General features: G+C 69.4%; 19 protein-coding genes. 3 read left to right on the top strand and 16 right to left on the bottom strand.

The window, feature by feature from the left end:
• Window positions 1-60: 60 nt before the first annotated feature.
• Window positions 61-393: an Mpo1-like protein gene (locus CHB69_RS13955; RefSeq protein WP_089216628.1), complete on the bottom strand. Its 333-nt coding sequence runs from the start codon at window positions 391-393 to the stop codon at window positions 61-63.
• Window positions 394-450: 57 nt separating this feature from the next.
• Window positions 451-1671, bottom strand: a complete 1221-nt coding sequence (locus CHB69_RS13950; RefSeq protein WP_089216627.1) for a polyhydroxyalkanoate depolymerase — start codon at window positions 1669-1671, stop codon at window positions 451-453.
• Window positions 1672-1845: 174 nt separating this feature from the next.
• Between CHB69_RS13950 and CHB69_RS13945 the strand changes: the two genes are divergently transcribed.
• Together CHB69_RS13945 and CHB69_RS13940 are read left to right on the top strand one after the other, a co-directional pair.
• Window positions 1846-3648 (top strand): ABC transporter transmembrane domain-containing protein, encoded by a 1803-nt coding sequence (locus tag CHB69_RS13945; RefSeq protein ID WP_089216626.1) that lies wholly within the window; start codon window positions 1846-1848, stop codon window positions 3646-3648.
• A gap of 28 nt (window positions 3649-3676) precedes the next feature.
• Window positions 3677-4213 (top strand): DUF1993 domain-containing protein, encoded by a 537-nt coding sequence (locus tag CHB69_RS13940; protein WP_089216625.1) that lies wholly within the window; start codon window positions 3677-3679, stop codon window positions 4211-4213.
• Between the two features lie 19 nt (window positions 4214-4232).
• Here the strand turns inward: CHB69_RS13940 and CHB69_RS13935 are convergent, their stop codons facing one another.
• The 11 genes from CHB69_RS13935 to CHB69_RS13885 all read right to left on the bottom strand — a co-directional run bounded on the left by CHB69_RS13935 (window position 4233) and on the right by CHB69_RS13885 (window position 14173).
• Window positions 4233-4658 (bottom strand): ExbD/TolR family protein, encoded by a 426-nt coding sequence (locus tag CHB69_RS13935; protein ID WP_089216624.1) that lies wholly within the window; start codon window positions 4656-4658, stop codon window positions 4233-4235.
• Window positions 4659-4894: 236 nt separating this feature from the next.
• Window positions 4895-6013: an OmpA family protein gene (locus CHB69_RS13930; RefSeq protein WP_089216623.1), complete on the bottom strand. Its 1119-nt coding sequence runs from the start codon at window positions 6011-6013 to the stop codon at window positions 4895-4897.
• A gap of 131 nt (window positions 6014-6144) precedes the next feature.
• Window positions 6145-6597, bottom strand: coding sequence for a DUF2793 domain-containing protein (locus CHB69_RS13925; RefSeq protein ID WP_089216622.1), 453 nt, complete (start codon window positions 6595-6597; stop codon window positions 6145-6147).
• A 33-nt stretch (window positions 6598-6630) separates the two neighbouring features.
• A complete protein-coding gene (locus CHB69_RS13920) occupies window positions 6631-8808 on the bottom strand; it encodes a GTA baseplate fiber-binding domain-containing protein (protein ID WP_089216621.1) in 2178 nt (725 codons plus the stop codon).
• A 73-nt stretch (window positions 8809-8881) separates the two neighbouring features.
• On the bottom strand, window positions 8882-9301 hold the full coding sequence (locus CHB69_RS13915; protein WP_245836801.1) for an NlpC/P60 family protein: 420 nt from the start codon (window positions 9299-9301) through the stop codon (window positions 8882-8884).
• Window positions 9294-10121, bottom strand: coding sequence for a DUF2163 domain-containing protein (locus CHB69_RS13910; protein ID WP_089216620.1), 828 nt, complete (start codon window positions 10119-10121; stop codon window positions 9294-9296). The genes CHB69_RS13915 and CHB69_RS13910 overlap by 8 nt, the downstream gene beginning before the upstream one ends.
• Window positions 10115-12445, bottom strand: a complete 2331-nt coding sequence (locus CHB69_RS13905) for a DUF2460 domain-containing protein (RefSeq protein WP_089216619.1) — start codon at window positions 12443-12445, stop codon at window positions 10115-10117. The genes CHB69_RS13910 and CHB69_RS13905 overlap by 7 nt, the downstream gene beginning before the upstream one ends.
• Before the next feature lie 179 nt (window positions 12446-12624).
• Window positions 12625-13182, bottom strand: a complete 558-nt coding sequence (locus CHB69_RS13900) for a tail tape measure protein (protein ID WP_089216618.1) — start codon at window positions 13180-13182, stop codon at window positions 12625-12627.
• Entirely contained in the window at window positions 13175-13330 is a 156-nt protein-coding gene (locus CHB69_RS13895; protein WP_089216617.1) for a phage tail assembly chaperone, read from the bottom strand. Before CHB69_RS13895 ends, CHB69_RS13900 begins: the two co-directional genes overlap by 8 nt.
• A gap of 124 nt (window positions 13331-13454) precedes the next feature.
• Window positions 13455-13769 (bottom strand): gene transfer agent family protein, encoded by a 315-nt coding sequence (locus tag CHB69_RS13890; RefSeq protein WP_089216616.1) that lies wholly within the window; start codon window positions 13767-13769, stop codon window positions 13455-13457.
• Entirely contained in the window at window positions 13766-14173 is a 408-nt protein-coding gene (locus CHB69_RS13885; protein ID WP_089216615.1) for a phage tail tube protein, read from the bottom strand. The genes CHB69_RS13890 and CHB69_RS13885 overlap by 4 nt, the downstream gene beginning before the upstream one ends.
• A gap of 48 nt (window positions 14174-14221) precedes the next feature.
• Here CHB69_RS13885 and CHB69_RS13880 point away from each other — a divergent pair, with 48 nt between their 5' ends.
• Window positions 14222-14557, top strand: a complete 336-nt coding sequence (locus tag CHB69_RS13880) for a hypothetical protein (protein ID WP_089216614.1) — start codon at window positions 14222-14224, stop codon at window positions 14555-14557.
• A 96-nt stretch (window positions 14558-14653) separates the two neighbouring features.
• On the opposite strand, the gene gp17 is transcribed toward CHB69_RS13880, so the two are convergent.
• From gp17 to CHB69_RS13865, 3 genes are read right to left on the bottom strand one after another with little or no spacing between them, the layout of a single operon-like run.
• Window positions 14654-15043: a tail completion protein gp17 gene (gp17, locus tag CHB69_RS13875; protein WP_089216613.1), complete on the bottom strand. Its 390-nt coding sequence runs from the start codon at window positions 15041-15043 to the stop codon at window positions 14654-14656.
• A complete protein-coding gene (locus CHB69_RS13870; RefSeq protein WP_089216612.1) occupies window positions 15040-15588 on the bottom strand; it encodes a head-tail connector protein in 549 nt (182 codons plus the stop codon). The genes gp17 and CHB69_RS13870 overlap by 4 nt, the downstream gene beginning before the upstream one ends.
• Window positions 15585-15866, bottom strand: a complete 282-nt coding sequence (locus CHB69_RS13865) for a phage fiber-tail adaptor protein (protein WP_089216611.1) — start codon at window positions 15864-15866, stop codon at window positions 15585-15587. Before CHB69_RS13865 ends, CHB69_RS13870 begins: the two co-directional genes overlap by 4 nt.
• Window positions 15867-15875: the final 9 nt, after the last annotated feature.

Raw genomic sequence — 15875 nt, 5'->3', positions numbered from 1 at the left:
CAATAAGCGCCAGCGCAGGCTTTCGCTCACTCTGATCGAAATCCCGCCGCGAGCGCCGGCTCAGCGGGCGACGCCGGCCCTGTCGAGTTCGCGGCCGAGCCGCCCGGTCAGCCACAGCGCCCACATTCTGAAATCGGCGGCGAGGCTCCACAGCGGATAGGTGAAGGTCGCCGGGCGGTTCTTTTCGATCCCGAAATGCGCCACCCAGGCAAAGGCATAGCCCGCCACCGGCAGCGCCGCGAGCGCCCACCAGCGCCCGCTCAGCAGCGCCGCCAGCGCGATCAGGACGACTAGGCTCGTCCCGACATAATGCAGCGCCCGCGTCCAGGGCTTGCTGTGCTCGCGCAGGTAAAAGGGCCAGAAATCGGCGAAAGTGGCATATACGCGCGCCATCGCACGAGAATGCGCTGCGCACCGGATCGCGTCAAGGCGTCCCGATCGCCGGCGGTTCTACCCGCCGTTGGCGCGGATCCACTCCTCGACCACCGGCGCGATCTCCTCGCGCCACTTACGGCCGTTGAAGATGCCGTAATGGCCGACGCCCCTCGCCATCAGATAGCGCTTCTTCCCGGCCGGCAGCGCCTTGGCCAGCGTCAGCGCCGCCTTGGTCTGGCCGATCCCCGAAATATCGTCGCGCTCGCCCTCGATCGCGAGCAGGCCGATGTCCTCGATCGCGTTCGGATCGACGATCTTGCCGCGATGCTCGAATTCGCCCCTGGGCAACAGGTGGCGCTGGAACACCGCATCGACGGTCTGCAGATAGAATTCGGCGGTCATGTCGCAGACCGCGCGATATTCGTCGTAGAAATCCTTGGTCTTGTCGGCGCTCTCGCCGTCGCCCTCGACCAGATGCTTGAACATCTCCCAATGGCTCATCATGTGGTTGCCGAGGTTCATCGACATGAAGCCGGCGAGCTGCAGGAAGCCCGGATAGACGCGGCGCCCCGCGCCCGGATACCAGGCCGGCACCGTCGCGATGACATTTTCCTGGAACCAGGCATAGGGCCGCGTCGTCGCGTGCTGGTTGACCGCGGTCGGCGCCTTGCGCGTGTCGATCGGCCCGCCCATCATCGTCAGCGTGCGCGGCCGGCACTTATGCTTCTCGGCCGCCATGACCGCCGCGGCGGCATAGCAGGGAACCGACGGCTGGCACACCGCGAGCACATGCGCGCCCGGCCCGATATGTTCGAGCCAGCCGATCAGATAGTCGATATAATCGTCGAGATCGAACTTGCCCGCTTCGAGCGGGACGTTGCGGGCATCGCGCCAGTCGGTGATCCACACGTCGTGGCGCGGCAGCATCCGCTCGACCGTGCCGCGAAGCAGGGTCGCATAATGGCCCGACATCGGCGCGACGATCAACAGCTTCGGCGCGTCCTTCGCGCCCTCGTGCCTGAAATGCTTCAACTGGCCAAAGGGTTTGCGCGCCTCGATCTTTTCGGTCACCCGCACCGTCTCGCCATCGACTTCGGTTTCATAGAGGTCGAAGCCCGGCTTGCCACGCGGCGCGGAGGCGTGCGCGAAGACCTCGAGCGCCGAGGCGAACATCGGACTGCCGCTGAAATAGCCGAGCGGGTTGGCGGGATGCTGCATGACCTGCGCACCCGCGGTTGCGAGCGCGCTCGCGCCGGCGAGCCAGCTCTTCTGCATGTCAAAGGCGTGATAAAGCATGTATCGAAATGTCCTTGCGTCCATCCGGGTGCTCTGACGGCGCCTCGGGCCCGCCATGTTAGGCCATCGGCGCCATTGTGCAACGCATCATTTTGCTCCGCTTCAAGCCCCGTGAAGCAGGACGCCATTCTCGGGCGTTGAGCGCCGCACCCGCGGCTGCTAGGGCCAAGCGCGATGGCGACTTCACCCCACCAATCCGCCCCGACCCAGCCCCAGGAACCGCGCCGCCGCAAGCTCGGCAGCCTTCGCATGATCTGGCGCTATGCGAGCCGCTATCCGCTGCAACTGATCGTCGCGGCGATCGCGCTGGGGGTCGCCGCGCTCGCAACCCTCGCCATCCCCTGGCAGTTCAAGGCGATGATCGACAGCGGTTTCGTCGCCGGCGGCGGCGACGTCGCCCCGCATTTCCGCCTCTTCTATGTCATCGTCGTCCTGCTCGCGCTCGCGACCGCGCTGCGCTTCTATTTCGTGAGCTGGCTCGGCGAGCGCACCGTCGCCGACATCCGCCAGGCGGTCCAGCGCAACCTGCTGCGCCTCGCCCCCGGCTTCTTCGAGGAAAACCGGCCGTCGGAAATCGCCTCGCGCATGACGTCGGACACCGCGATCATCGAACAGGTCGTCGGCACCACCGTCTCGGTCGCGCTGCGCAACCTCGTGATGGGCATCGGCGGCATCGTCTATCTCTTCACCCTGTCGCCCGCGCTGACGGCCGGCATGTTGGTCGGCATTCCGGTGATCATCCTGCCGATCGTGCTGCTCGGCCGGCGCCTCCAGTCGGTTTCGCGCACCAGCCAGGACCGTGTCGCCGACATCGGCGCGACCACCGCCGAGCAATTGGGCGCCATGAAGATCGTTCAGGCTTTCGGGCAGGAAGCGCGCGAAGCCGACCGCTTCACCACCGCGGTCGAGGCCAATTTCGCGACGGCCAAGCGCCGCATCCGCCTGCGCGCGATCATCACCGCGACGGTGATCGGCCTGCTCTTCGGCGCGATCACCACCCTGCTCTGGTACGGCGCGGCGGGCGTCGCGGCGGGGACGATCACCGGCGGCACCATCGCCGCCTTCGTCCTCACCGGCGGGCTCGTCGCGGGCGCGTTCGGCGCGCTCACCGAAGTCTATGGCGACCTCCTCCGCGCCGCGGGCGCCGCCGAGCGCTTGAGCGAGCTGCTCCACGCCGAACCCGCGATCGCGCCGCCTGCCCATCCCCGGCCGCTGCCTCAGCCCGCCACCGGGACGCTCGAATTCGCGGCCGTCGAGTTCCGCTATCCGACCCGCCCCGACACCGCAGCCTTGCACGATTTTTCGCTCGCCATCCGCCCGCGCGAGACCGTGGCGATCGTCGGCCCCTCGGGCGCCGGTAAATCGACCCTCTTCCAGCTCGCCGAACGCTTCTACGATCCGCAGGCGGGCGAGATCCGCCTCGACGGCGTCGCGCTGACCGAGGCCGATCCCGCCGACATCCGCGCGCGCATCGCGATGGTGCCGCAGGAGACGGTGATCTTCGCCGCCTCGGCGCGCGACAATCTGCGCTACGGCAATTGGCTGGCGAGCGACGAGGAGTTGTGGGAAGCCGCGCGTGCCGCCAATGCCGAGGAGTTTTTGCGCAAGCTGCCGCAAGGCCTCGACACCTTCATGGGCGAGGGCGGCGCGCGGCTGTCGGGCGGCCAGCGCCAGCGCGTCGCGATCGCCCGCGCGCTGCTGCGCCGCGCCCCGCTGCTCCTGCTCGACGAAGCAACCTCGGCGCTCGACGCCGAGTCCGAACGGCTCGTCCAGGACGCGCTCGAGGCGCTGATGCACGACCGCACGACGATCGTCATCGCGCACCGCCTCGCGACCGTCCGCGCCGCCGACCGCATCATCGTCATGGACGAAGGCCGCATCGTCGAGGAGGGCCGCCACGACGATCTCGTCGCCGCCGATGGCCTCTACGCCCGCCTCGCACGCCTGCAATTCCAGGACAATCTGGCACCTGCCTGACATTTTTCACGAAAGAGGGATCGACCCCATGCTCTATGCGATGACCATTCCCGCCTATGTCAACGGCCTCACCGCTCTGTCGGGCCAACTCGACAAGGCGCTCGCCTGGGGTGCCGACAACAATGTCGGCGAGCTCCAGTTCGTCGCCGCGCGGCTCGCGCCCGACATGTTCCCGCTCGCGTCACAGGTGCATTTCACCTGCGCGCAGGCGCTTCAGGGCGCGACGCGCCTCGGCGCGCCGGGTGCCCCGCAGATCAGCGAGGATGCTGAGGATTTTGCCGGATTTCAGGCGCAGATCGCAGAGACGCTCGGCTGGCTCGATACCGTCGATGCCGGCGCGATCGACCGCGACCCCGATCGCCCGGTCGATTTCACTTTACCCAATGGCATGGCGTTCGACATGACCGCCGTCACTTACGTGCGCGACTGGGCGCAGCCGCAATTTTATTTCCATCTCGTCGCGGCCTATGCCGTGATGCGCCACATGGGGGTGCCGCTCGGCAAGCCCGACTATGTCAGCTATATGATGGCGTATCTTCGCCCCGGCACCGCGCCCGTCGCTTGAGCGACTGGGCGGCCGGACGTCAGATCAGCTCGCGATATTGCGCAATCCCCGGGAAAGCGATCCGCGTTCCGCCGTTGCGCCGGATCGCGCCGATCGCTGCGTCGACGCGCAGGTAACGCGCCCGCGCCTCGGGCTCGAGCATCAGCGTTGCCGGCTCGGCGCGCTCCGACGCCCGCTTCACCAGCAGCCCCAGTTCGGCGAGATCGACCGCTTCGCCGTTCCAGCGGATGATGTCGGCCGCGTCGATCGTGATACGGTTCCGATCGCGAATATCGACAGGCAGCGCGGCGTCGGACGGTAGCGTTACATCGACGCTGTGCGTGGGCGGCGGAACCGTGATGATGAACATCACCAGCATGACGAGCATCACATCGATCAGCGGCGTCGTGTTGATCATCGGGTCGGCATTTGGGTCGGTCCGAAAAATGCTGCGGCGTCGGCGCATCGTGTCTCTCCCTCTCGGGCGGCCGACCCGTCCCCTTTGCAGGCACCCCGGCCGCATGCGAACCGGCGCTGCGAGATATGCCCCGGCTTCATCTGTTATGGTATAACATAATAGAGAAAGCGCAAATAAAAAGCAGCAATCGGCAGCAAGGCACAATCGACGCATAAAGAAAGGGCGGCACCTTTCGGCACCGCCCCCTCTTTTCATCCAGTCCCCGTCGGGATTGGAAACCGGTCTTACATGCCCGAACCCGGACCGTAAGTGATTTCCACGCGACGGTTCTGGTCGTTGCGGACACCGTCGGCGGTCGCAACGGCCGGACGGGTTTCGCCGAACGCCTCGGTCATGATCGAGCTGTCGGCAACGCCGCGAGCCGTCATATAGGCCTTCACGGCATCGGCGCGACGCTGCGACAGACCGACGTTGTACTTGGCCGAACCCGAACGGTCGGCGTGACCGGCGAGCATGACCTGCTGACCGCTGCAGCCCTGGTTGTAGGCGCTGATCGCATTGTCCAGCGTCGAAGCCGCTTCGGGCGTAATCGCCGACTGATCCCAGTCGAAGTAGACGATATACGGTCCCGGCGAGCATACCGGCGGAGGCGGCGGCGGCGGCGGGGGAGGCGGCGGCGGCGGCGGGGGAGGCGGCGGCGGAGCCGGCGGCGGCGGCGGTTCAGCCCCACCGAAGTTATAGGTCAGCGTGCCGAGAATCGAGTGCGAACGGAAGCGCGTCGAAACGTCGCGACCGGCCTGATCAACCAGGTCAAGACCGCTTGCATTGAAGAAGCGATACTTGATGCCGGCATCCCAGTTGCGGGTCAGCGGCGCACGAATGCCCGCAATCGCCTGCCAGGCGAAACCCGTATCCGAATCGTCGAGGAACGGACCGGCGAAAACCGGCTCGACCGAGACGCGGGCGACACCCGCACCGCCGCCGACGAAGCCCTGCAGGCCGTCGTCGTCGCCGAAGTCGAACATGCCGTTGACCATGAAGCTCAGAGCATTGCTGTCACCGTTCAGGTCGGTGGTGCCGACGAACGGCGTCCCCGAACCCGAAGCCGATTGCGGAATGCCGGGAGCGCTGAAACGGCCGCTCTGGATATCCGCTTCACGATAGCCGACTTCGACTTCCGCACGGAACGTGCCGAAATCGTAACCGACGGTGCCTTCGAAATCATAGCCAGTACCGTGATCGAGCGTACCCGCATTATCAATGGTGCCAATGTCGAGATCCATGTCCTCGACGAGCATCACACCGCCACCAACTCCCACATACCAGGAGTTGTCGCGCGCCATTGCTGGCGACGACGCAAGGGCAGTAGAGGCCAATGCCACCGCGACGGCTAGCTTCCTCATAGTAGATTCCCCTTTCAATTGAGATTTACGTCTCGTCAGACGTTCTACTCGTCGCTTTGGTTCCACGCAAGATGACAAATCGCCAATCTGTTGCCGAAAAGTCGCACTATCGTCGTTAAAAAAAGGAAAAATCAGCCCACGATCAGAAGACCATGCGCCGAAAGACAGGAAATCAGGGCGCCGATAACCGCTCTCGCCTCAGTATCGACAACCGCCCCTCCGGCCGGCGCGGCGATCGCGGGAGGTGCCGACCACGTCGCGCCGTCGAAACAAAGGCATAGCCCGTCGTCGAGGCGCGTGACGCGCATTCCCGCGCGCGGCGCGACGAACCGCCAGCCACCCGCCGTCCACAGCGCCAGCGTTCCGGGCTCGCCGGCCCAGGCGCCCGTCGGCGCGGCGCCGACCAGCCAGACCTGCCCGGCCAGCGGCGTTTCCGGCGGATCGTTTTGCGGCCCCGCCTCCACCGTCGGCACGACCAGAGCATCGAGCAGGGTCAGCGCTTCATTGTGCGTCACCTCCTTCTGCGCCTGCGCGACGGCGAGCAATGGCAGTGAAAAGCGCGCGGTAATCGGGGAATCGGTCATGATCGGCCTTTCTGATATTCTATTGCCTCGAGCCTAGCCCAGCGCGACGGTGAGAGGGTCGGAGAGGGCGAGGTCGCCGACTTGCCGGATTTCCATCGCGGCGCCGCCGGCAAGGCCCGCCGCCATCGCCGCATCGAGGTGCAGCAGCGGCCGGTCGGTCTCCCACGGACCGAGCCCCGGGACCGCGGGGTCGAGCGCGACGCGATAGCGTTCGCGGCTCTCGCCCAGCGGCAGGTCGACCTCGTCGCGCCAGCCCGTGTCGAGGCGGCTGCGGCGCGTCCACTCGACGATCAGACCGCCTTCGCCGTCGCCCGACACGCGCGGATGGACCGGCGACAGCGGCCGCACCGCCTGCCCGCCTGACGGAACGGCAAGCTCGGTGAGCGCCACATCGTTGCGCTCGGCCCATTGCACCCGCGCGGCGGCGCTCGCCGCCCAGCCCGCGAGATCCTCCGGCAGCATCAGAGCGCCGGCATCGTCGAGGCTCAGGAAAGGCGCGCCGGCCGCATGTTCGCTGTCGCAAGCGGTGCCCGCGCGGCCGCGAAGCAGGCGCGAGAGCCGCCAAAGCGTCGGCGACAGCGGCTCGGCGAGCTGGAACTGGATCAGTTCGCCGCCGATCATCGCGCGATTGGCGCCGCCCAAAAGCTGGGCATGGCTCACCGACTCGAACGCCATCGACGCATTATCGAGTTCGACGATGACAACATGGGCTTCGTCGACCAGATCGGGGCTCCCCGGCGCGAGCGCAGCCGCGAGCACCCCCATCGCCGCCGCCGGCCGCAGCGAACCGAGCGCGACCGGCTCGGCCTCCGCCGCCGGCACGAACCAGCAGTCGGCGCCGCGCCAGCCGTCGTTGCTTCCCGCACCCGCGACGGCGATCCGCGCGGCCGTGGCGGCGGAAGCGCCGATCGACGGCAGATCGAACAGCCGCACGACGCCGGTCGCGTCGGGCCAGTCGGGCGCGCTCACGGGCACCCCAGGGTCGGCCGGAACGCCGGCGTCGGCGAGCGGCTGATGCCGCAGCAGCTCGATCGTCACGCCGCTGGCCTTCACCGTCCGCCGGGCGAGGCGCCACACGCTCGCGTCGGCCAGCGCGATTCGTCCGCCGACCGGCAGCGCCATCGCGGCGAGGTCGGCCTGCCACACGCAAGTTTCGCGCCCGTCGGCCGCGGCCGCTGCGAGCCGCCGCGCCAGGCCGCGCGCAGCCGCTGCGGGAAGCGCCGCGGGCAGGTCGATCCGCTCCTCCCGCGCGCCGCCTCCCGCGACCGCATGGCTTTGCTGTCCCAGCTGATAGTCGCGTCCGGGTTCATAATGGCGCAGGCGAATCAGGCCGGGAAGCGCCGAGAGCGGGGCGCGGCGCTGCTCGACCCGGTCGCTCGCCGCTTCGCCGCCGCGCGCCTCGCGAAAATCGGCGAGCGCCACCATGTCGCCCGCAAGCGATGCCGGTGCGATCTGCCACCCGTCGCTTCGGCTCACCAGCCGTGCCGCATCGACCTCGAACAGCGGCGCGAGCGCGTCGCGCGCGCGGTCGCCCGACGCCGCATAGCCCGAAAGCGGCCATTGTCCGGCGCACCGCCCCGCCTCGCCGAGCAGCGTGTCGCCGATCAGCCCCGCGTCGATGTCTCCCGCATCGGCCTCGACCTCGAAAGTCAGCGAGGGGATGCGATTGCCGAAGCTCGCAAGGTCCAGCTCCTCGAATAGCGCATAAGCGGTCCCGCGGAACGCGCTCGCCGACCCGCTGCCGACCGCCGAGGCGATCAGCGGGTCGACCGCCTGATCCTCGCTCCCGTCGTACCAGCGAAAGGTGCAGCGTTCCTTGAACGTCCCGCTCGCGCCGCGCAGCAGATTGCCGTCGGCCCATATCCGCCGGATCGCGCGCACCCGCCGCGACGACAGCGCGACCGCCATCGACACCGCATAGCTATATTCGGTCACCGACGGCCGCCCCTTGCCGCCGCCGCTCTTCGCCCGCCGTTCGATCAGGTCGGTCGCCCAGATCACGCTGCCGGCGACGCGCATCGTCCCGAACAGCTGCGGGATCTGTTGGCCATAGGTCGATGCCTGCACCTTCAGGTCGGCGAGCCGCGGCCCCTCGCGCCCCTTCGGCGCAAAGATCGCCGCATCAGCCTGCCGCCCGATCGCCGCGCCCAGCGCCGCCCCGACCGGCCCGCCCACGATCCCGCCGACCACCGTCAGCACCAAAGTCGCCATCAAAATGCTCCCGATTATCCCATGCACCCCTCCCGCTTGCGGGATGGGCAGCGAGACTTGCGAGCTTGCTCGCTTAGTCGCAGCGGGGTGGGCCTTCCCCAAGCCGCCACCGCGCCATCGCGCCCGGTGCCCCGCCGAGCGGCGTCTCGACCACCCGCCGCAACCCGGCATGGGCATGAACGAAACTCCGCTCACCGATCAGCCCCAGATGAAATTGCCCCGCCGGCAGCGCGAACAAGGCCGCGTCCCCCACCCGCGCATCCGCGATCGGATGGAACCCCGCCGCGACCAACGCCGCCTCGACCCGCGCCCGCGACCACCCGCGCAGCGGATAACCCACCGGCCGCACGAGCCGCCGCCCGGCGGCGGCATAGGCCGCCCACACGAGCCCGACGCAATCGAGTCCCGTCGCCGCCTCGCACCCCTGCCGCCGGAACCGCACCCCGACCATCGTCCGCGCCGCGGCAAAGGCGCGCGCGCCGGCGTCATCCACCGGGATAGCGCGTCAGCAAATCATTCCCCGGCAGATGCGCCTCGCCGCGAAAATTCGCTGCATTGCCGAACCGGTCGCGGCACGTCGCAAGCTGCCTGTCGCACCCTTCGGTCAACCGCACCCGCACCGGCGCGCCGACATCGAAGGGCGGCATCTCGGCGAGCGTCAGCACCGCACCCGCCTCGCCGATCACCGGGCTCGCGAGCCCGCACGCCGGCCCTTCGATCCACAAAAGCTCGCCGAACGCCATCGTCCCCGCCGGCGCCGCGCCGTCGAGCGTCACCGCGCGCCCGTCGACCGCGACGACGCGCCGCCAGTGCGTGCGCGGCGCCAGGTCGACCCGGCACGCCCGGTCGCCGAGCGTCGCGCGGCACGACGGCGAGGTCGCCGGGCACACCGGCCGGTCGAGCGCGCGCGTCACCCCCTGCAACTCGGCGGTAAACGCCGCCCCGCGCCGCTCGACCGCGCCGAGCACCCCGCGCGCGACCGTCACCGGCGCCGTTTCGGGCGCGCTCCAGTCGGTCACGAACAAGGTCAGCGCGGCGCCGTCCCAGCGCCCCGCGTCGAGGTCGCGCGCCGCGATCGCATCGCTCGCGATCGCACCTTCGAGGTCGAGCGTCTCGACGTCGAGCGCATCGCTCGTCTCGAGTGCCGAGGGCTTCATCCCCGGCGCCGCGCGATAGGCGATCCCGTCCACAATCAGGTCGCGGTCGTGCGAGGTCAGCCCGATCACCACCCCGTCGCGCCGCGACAGCCGCCAGCACCAGGCGAGCGTCACCAGTTCTTCGCGCAGCCAGTCGGGCGCGGCCCCCATCACCATGGCGCACGGACCTCGACCAGCGGCACGCTCGCGAGCTCGCCCGCAAGGAAGGTCGCGCGGCTCACCTCGAGCCGGTCCTCGGCAAAGCGCACCGGCACGTCGAACAGGAACCCCGCGCGCACCACCGCCCCTGCGGCCGGCGCCGCATCGAACAGCACCTCGCCGTCGGCGGTCATCGCGAACGCCGCCGTCTCGACCCCGTCGACCGACACGCGCACGCTGCCCTCGACCGGCAGGCGGATCGCACGCTCCTGCACCGCGTCGCCATCGCCATAATGTTTGACGAGCGCGAACTGCCGCCGGCTACCGTCGCCATAGCCGAGCCGCTGGTCGCTCGCGGTCGGCAGTCCGTCGTCCGCCGCCGAACTCTGGTCGAACGGATCGCGAAAACGGAACGCCCGCGCCGCCCCGCGCCGCGCGCGAAAAAAGTCGATCAACATCCGCACATCGGCTTCGGACCGGATTCCCGGCCCCGCGTCATAGCGCATCCGCGCCTCAGCCCATTCGCTCGCGCGCTGTTCGTGCCCCGACGGCGAGCTGACGATCTGGGTCGAAAATTCGGTGACCGCCAGCGCCTCGCGCCCGATCGCCAGCGGGAAATCCACCGCATCATAAGCCTGCACCTCGCCCTCCTCTTCCTCGCCATCGAACGCCACAAAGCCGTCGCGCGCGACCTGCGGCAGCGCCCAGACGAAGGCGCGCGCCACCCCCGCCCGCCGCGCCGCCTCGGCCGCGGCGGCGATCGGCGCCCACAGCGCCCGATCCTCGCCATTGAGCACGAAGCCTGCGAAATAATGCTGCTGCCCGGCCGGATAGCCGAGCCGCTGGATCATCGCGTCGCGCGCGCCGGCGGTCTCCGCCCCGCGCCCCGCCGTCACCCAGTCATAATCCTCGAGCTGCAGCACATCGAACGCCGGCGCCGCCCAGCCGGCCGGCACATTGGCGCGCCGCAGCTCGGGCGCATAGGGGTCGAGCACCGTCGGCAGAAAGACGAGCAAATGGCTCGTCAGCCCGGCCGCCCCCGCTTCGTCGCGCGCCGCATCGACCAGCGCCGCGGTCGATGCCGCGAGCAGCCCGCCGAGCGCGTCGAGCATCGCCGCCTGCCCCGCATCGAGCGCCCCGCGCACATCGGCAATCGCGACGCTCGCGCTCCCCAGCGCGGCGGTCGCCGCCGCATCATAGGCGCAGATCCGCCCGCCCGGATTGACCCACCACCACGGCTCGCCGACCTGGAATTTGACGTCGAGCCCCGCCGCGGCGGCAATCCCGACAAAGGCGCGCGCGACCGCTTGCAAATATCCCATCGCCGCACCGTTCGCGGGCGACAGCAGGGTCGACGGCGGCACCCATCCGGTCAGCGCCGGCGCCCCGGCTGCATCGCGCTGCTTCCACGCCTCGGGGCAATAAGCGTCGAACAATTCATAGGACAGCGACCAGATGATCCCCAGCCCCGCATCGCGGCACGCGGCGGCAAAGGCGGCGTGCCACGCCGCCGTCGACGCATTGAGCGCCCCGCCATCGGCGCTGACCGCAAAGCCGCCGCCCGCCGCCTCCAGCCGCATATAATGGCTCATCCCGACATAATGGACGACGTCGCCGCGATAGCCGAGCGCGACCATTTGCCGCACCACCCGCGCAGGCGTCAGATGATAGCTGTCGTCATAGCCGTTCGCGATCCCCAGCCCATGTTCGGGCAGCATCGCATCGCCGATCGCAAGCACCGATCCCGATCCGGTGCAGGTGATCGCGCTCATCTCGGCCCAGCCCTCGACGGGCGCCGCGAGTGCGGCTTCGGTCAGGTCATAATCGGGCGGCACCAGCGAGACGAACATCCGGTCGATATCGCCCGCCCACACCGGATCGGCCTCGCCGGGCAGCAGGAAGCCGCCATCGAGCGCGTCGAAATCGAGGCTGACGACCGCGTCCTCTGCGGTGCCCGACGCATAATTCCACAGCCGCACATACCAGGCGCGCGCATTCCCTTCGGCATCGCGTCCCTCGATCGTCAAGGTCGGCCCGTGCAGCGCGTCGAGCGGCTTCACCCCGCCCGACCGCCAGCGAAAGCTGAGCCGCGTGCCGCGAAAATCGCGCTTCGTCTCATAGGCGAGCAGCGGGTGGTCCCAGCGATCCTCGGCCTCCCAGATCAGCCCCGCGAGGTCCTGCCGGTTGTAAAACACCGCCTCGACGCGCAGCGCCGCCGGCGCCGTCGTCACCACGCTCGCCATCATCGGGCGCGCGAAATCGACGGTCCAGAAGCGCGCATCGAAGCGCTTGATCCACCCCTTGCGATGATGCGGCTCGGCCGCGACGAGCGCCCAGCCCATCACGAACGTCCTCCCCTCCCGCTTGCGGGAGGGGCAGCGAGACTTGCGGACTTGTCCGTTAGTCGCAGCGGGGTGGGCCATGGCACCGTCGCTGGCCCACCCCCGACCCCTCCCGCAAGCGGGAGGGGAGAAACGGCGCCGCGTTCGAAAATCATCCTCTCTATCATGCCGCTGCCCCCCTACTCCTCCGCCGCCACCGCGCGCCGCACCGCACGCGCCAGCTGCCGGCCGGTCTGCGCGAGCCGCTGCGGCTCGGCCGCCCCGCCGCCCTGCACATTCACCGTGATCGCGATGTTGCGCACGCCCGCGCCGCCCGCTGCCTCGATCCGCCCGCTTGCGGTGGGCACGAACAGCTCGGGTCCGTTTTCGCCGACGCGATAGGCGCGCCCCGCGCTCACCGGCCCGCCCGTCGCGCGCCCCGGCACCCCCAGCAGCGAGAGCAGCGCCCCCTGCCCCGCCGACACCAGCCCGCCGCCGCCAAAGATGGCGCCGAGCCCGCCCGAAATCGCCGACCGCGCAATGTCGTTCATCGCCGCCAGCGCGGCGCGCTTCAGATCCTCGAACCCCAGCTTGCCGCTCAGCACCGCGCGCATCAGCGCCCGCTCGATCCCGCGCCCCGCATCGTCGGCGGCCGAGACCAAAGGCCCGGCCAACTCGCTCCGCATCGCGGCAATGTCGCGCCGGAACGCCTCGGTATCGGCGCGCACCGCGACGACCATCTCATCGACCTCATCCATCGGGACATTGCTCCATCATCGCCGCCAGCGCGCCGCGATCGACGCCGGCGCTCTCCGCCTCGGGCATCCACGCCGCCAGCACCGCCGCGACATCGGCCGGCGTCGCCGCCCACAATTCCTCGGGCCGCCACCCTGCCACCCGCGCCATCACACCGGCCAAGCCCAGCGCGACCGCCCCGACTCCCCTCTCCCGCTCGCGGGAGGGGCAGCGAGACTTGCGGGCTTGCCCGCTAGTCGCAGCGGGGTGGGCCGCTCCTTCATCGCCCGCCACCTCACCGCCCCCGCACGATCTGCCCGAGCAGCATCCGCAAAGCCGGCGTCACCGCCGCCAGCCCCTGCGCGACCACCGCCTCGCCGACCGCCTCGCGCGTCAGCCCCGCGGGCCGCTCGCGCAGGCAATGCCAGAACAGCGCCGCCAGCTCGCCGAGCCTGAGCCCGCCGCCGGCGGCGCGCTCGACCAGCGCGAACAGCGGCCCCAGCTCCTCCTCGGCGGCGACCAGCGCCGCAAAGCTCGGCCGCAGCACATGCATATTTTCGCCGATGCGCAGCTCCGCCTCGCCGCGCAGCGGATTGGCTCCCGCGCTCACAGGCTCACCACCGGGCCGCTCGACTCCAGGCTCAGCACATATTGCCGCTCGCCGTTATAATCGCCCGAATAGTCGAGCCGCGTGACGAGGAAGCGCCCCTCCATCCGCTCGCCGCTCTCGAAACTCAGCTGGAAATCGTCGATCGTCCCGGCGAGCGCCTGGGCGCGCAGCCGCGTCTCGGCGTCGGAGCCGGTGAAAATCCCCGCCGCGCTCACCGACACCGACCGCACCCCCGCGCCCGACAGCAGCTCGCGCCAGCCACCCGATTCCTTGGTCGTGACGTTCACCGCTTCGCCGTTCACCGACAGCTGCGTCGTGCGCAGTCCGGCGACGGTCCGATAGGCGGGGGGCGCCGACCCGTCGCCGATCTTGAGCAGAAAAGCGCTCCCATTTTCGACTGCCATCGTTTATTCTCCTCAACACAAATCATCCGAAAAACGGGGAGAAAGAGGATGCTCATCACCAGCTTGCTTCTGGTCGCCATGGCGCAATCGCCATCCGCCGATGTCGCCACGGCGCGCGTCGCCTTCACCAAATGCCTGCACGCCGACATGAAGAAGTCGCTCGAGGCCAAAATGGCCCCGGCCGACTATGAAACCGCGATCAAGACCGTCTGTCAGACCGAACGCGACGCCTTTCGCAAGGCGGTGATCGCGCTCGACAAGGCGAGCGGCGATTCCGACGCCGACGCGGCCGAAGACGCCGACATGCAGGTCGAGGATTATCACGAGAACTTCCTCGAGAAGTTCACGGACTATACCGAGACCAACACCATGCCGGCGGGTTAGGCGCGATCAACTTTGAGCGAAACGCTTACAAGGGTTCGTGTGTCCCCGCGAAGGCGGGAGCACACACGCTTCAATGAAAGTTGATCAGGCTCTAACTCACGCCGCAAGGCAGCGGCAGCGCAGCACATAGTCCTGCCGCCAGCCGCCCTCGCGGCGCAGCGCGAACCGGCTGCGCACAAGGCGCGCGGCGACGATCTGCCATCCGTCGGATGTGCCGCGCAGCGCCGGCACGATCGCCTCGATCCGCGCCGCCGCCGCGCCCGGTCCCGCGGGGTCGACCCCCGCCAGCGTCAATGTCAGGCGCACCTCGCGTCCCGCCCGGTCCTTGGTGCCCCAATCGCTTCCCTCGGCGCCGCCGACGGCGACATAGGGCATCGCCCCCCGCCGCGGGACGCCGTCGAACACGCCATGGACCAGCGCGGCAAGCTCGCCATCCTCCGCCAGCAAGCCGAGCGCCCGCGCGCGCAGCGCCTGCTCGGCGCTCATGCCGCGCCGCCCAGGCTCATCCGCCGCCACGGCTGCCACAGCGCCGCGACCGCCGCCGGCGGGCCTCCGCCGGCGCCGTCGCGCGCCTCGTGCAGATGCTGGACCAGCCGGACGATCCCCTGCCGGATCGCTTCGGGCACCTCGTTCGGCCCCGCCGCGATTCCGGCGCGATAGCCGACGCGCAGCCGCCCGCCGCCAACCGCGCCGCTCAGCGTCAGCCGCCCCGTGCCGTCGCGCCCGATCGCCAGCCGATAATCGCCATCGCCGAGCGCCGTTTCGCTCCCCTCCTCCGACAGCAACGCGGCCGTGTCGACGCCAACGACCGGCCGCACGCCGAGCTGCACCGCACCCGGTCCGACGGAAAGCACCTCTTCGACCGCACCGGCGATCAGCCGGCACCCGATAAACGCCTCGCAGATATTGGTCGCGGCGCGGATCAGCTGTGCGACGACCGCATCGTCGATCGACGCCCCCATGCGCAGCCAGCCGCGCGCCTCGTTCAAACTCACCGGAACGTCGCCCGGCGTCAGGATTGCGCCCATCATCGCTCCTCCACCCGCACGCTCATCGAACGCTCGTCGATCTGCCCGTCGCTCAGCGTCACCCGGTTGGTGACGCGATAGACGCGACCGGCGATGCCGCCGGTCAAGGTCACGGTGCTTTGCAACAGATCGTGCGCCGATGCGGCCACGCTCACGCCGCCCGCCTCGTCGGGCTCGGCGCTCCAGTCGCTCGCGGTCACCGCCTGCCCCGCGGGATAGGCGGCGCTCCAGTCGAATTCATAGTCGATCCGCGTCCCCGGATCCTTGACCAGCAGGGTCATCGCCGTTCC

Origin of the sequence: Sphingopyxis indica, from assembly GCF_900188185.1 — a bacterium.
Classification (GTDB): Bacteria; Pseudomonadota; Alphaproteobacteria; order Sphingomonadales; family Sphingomonadaceae; genus Sphingopyxis; species Sphingopyxis indica.
Note: the sequence above shows the minus strand (reverse complement) of the source record. Positions and strands in the feature narration are given on the sequence as shown.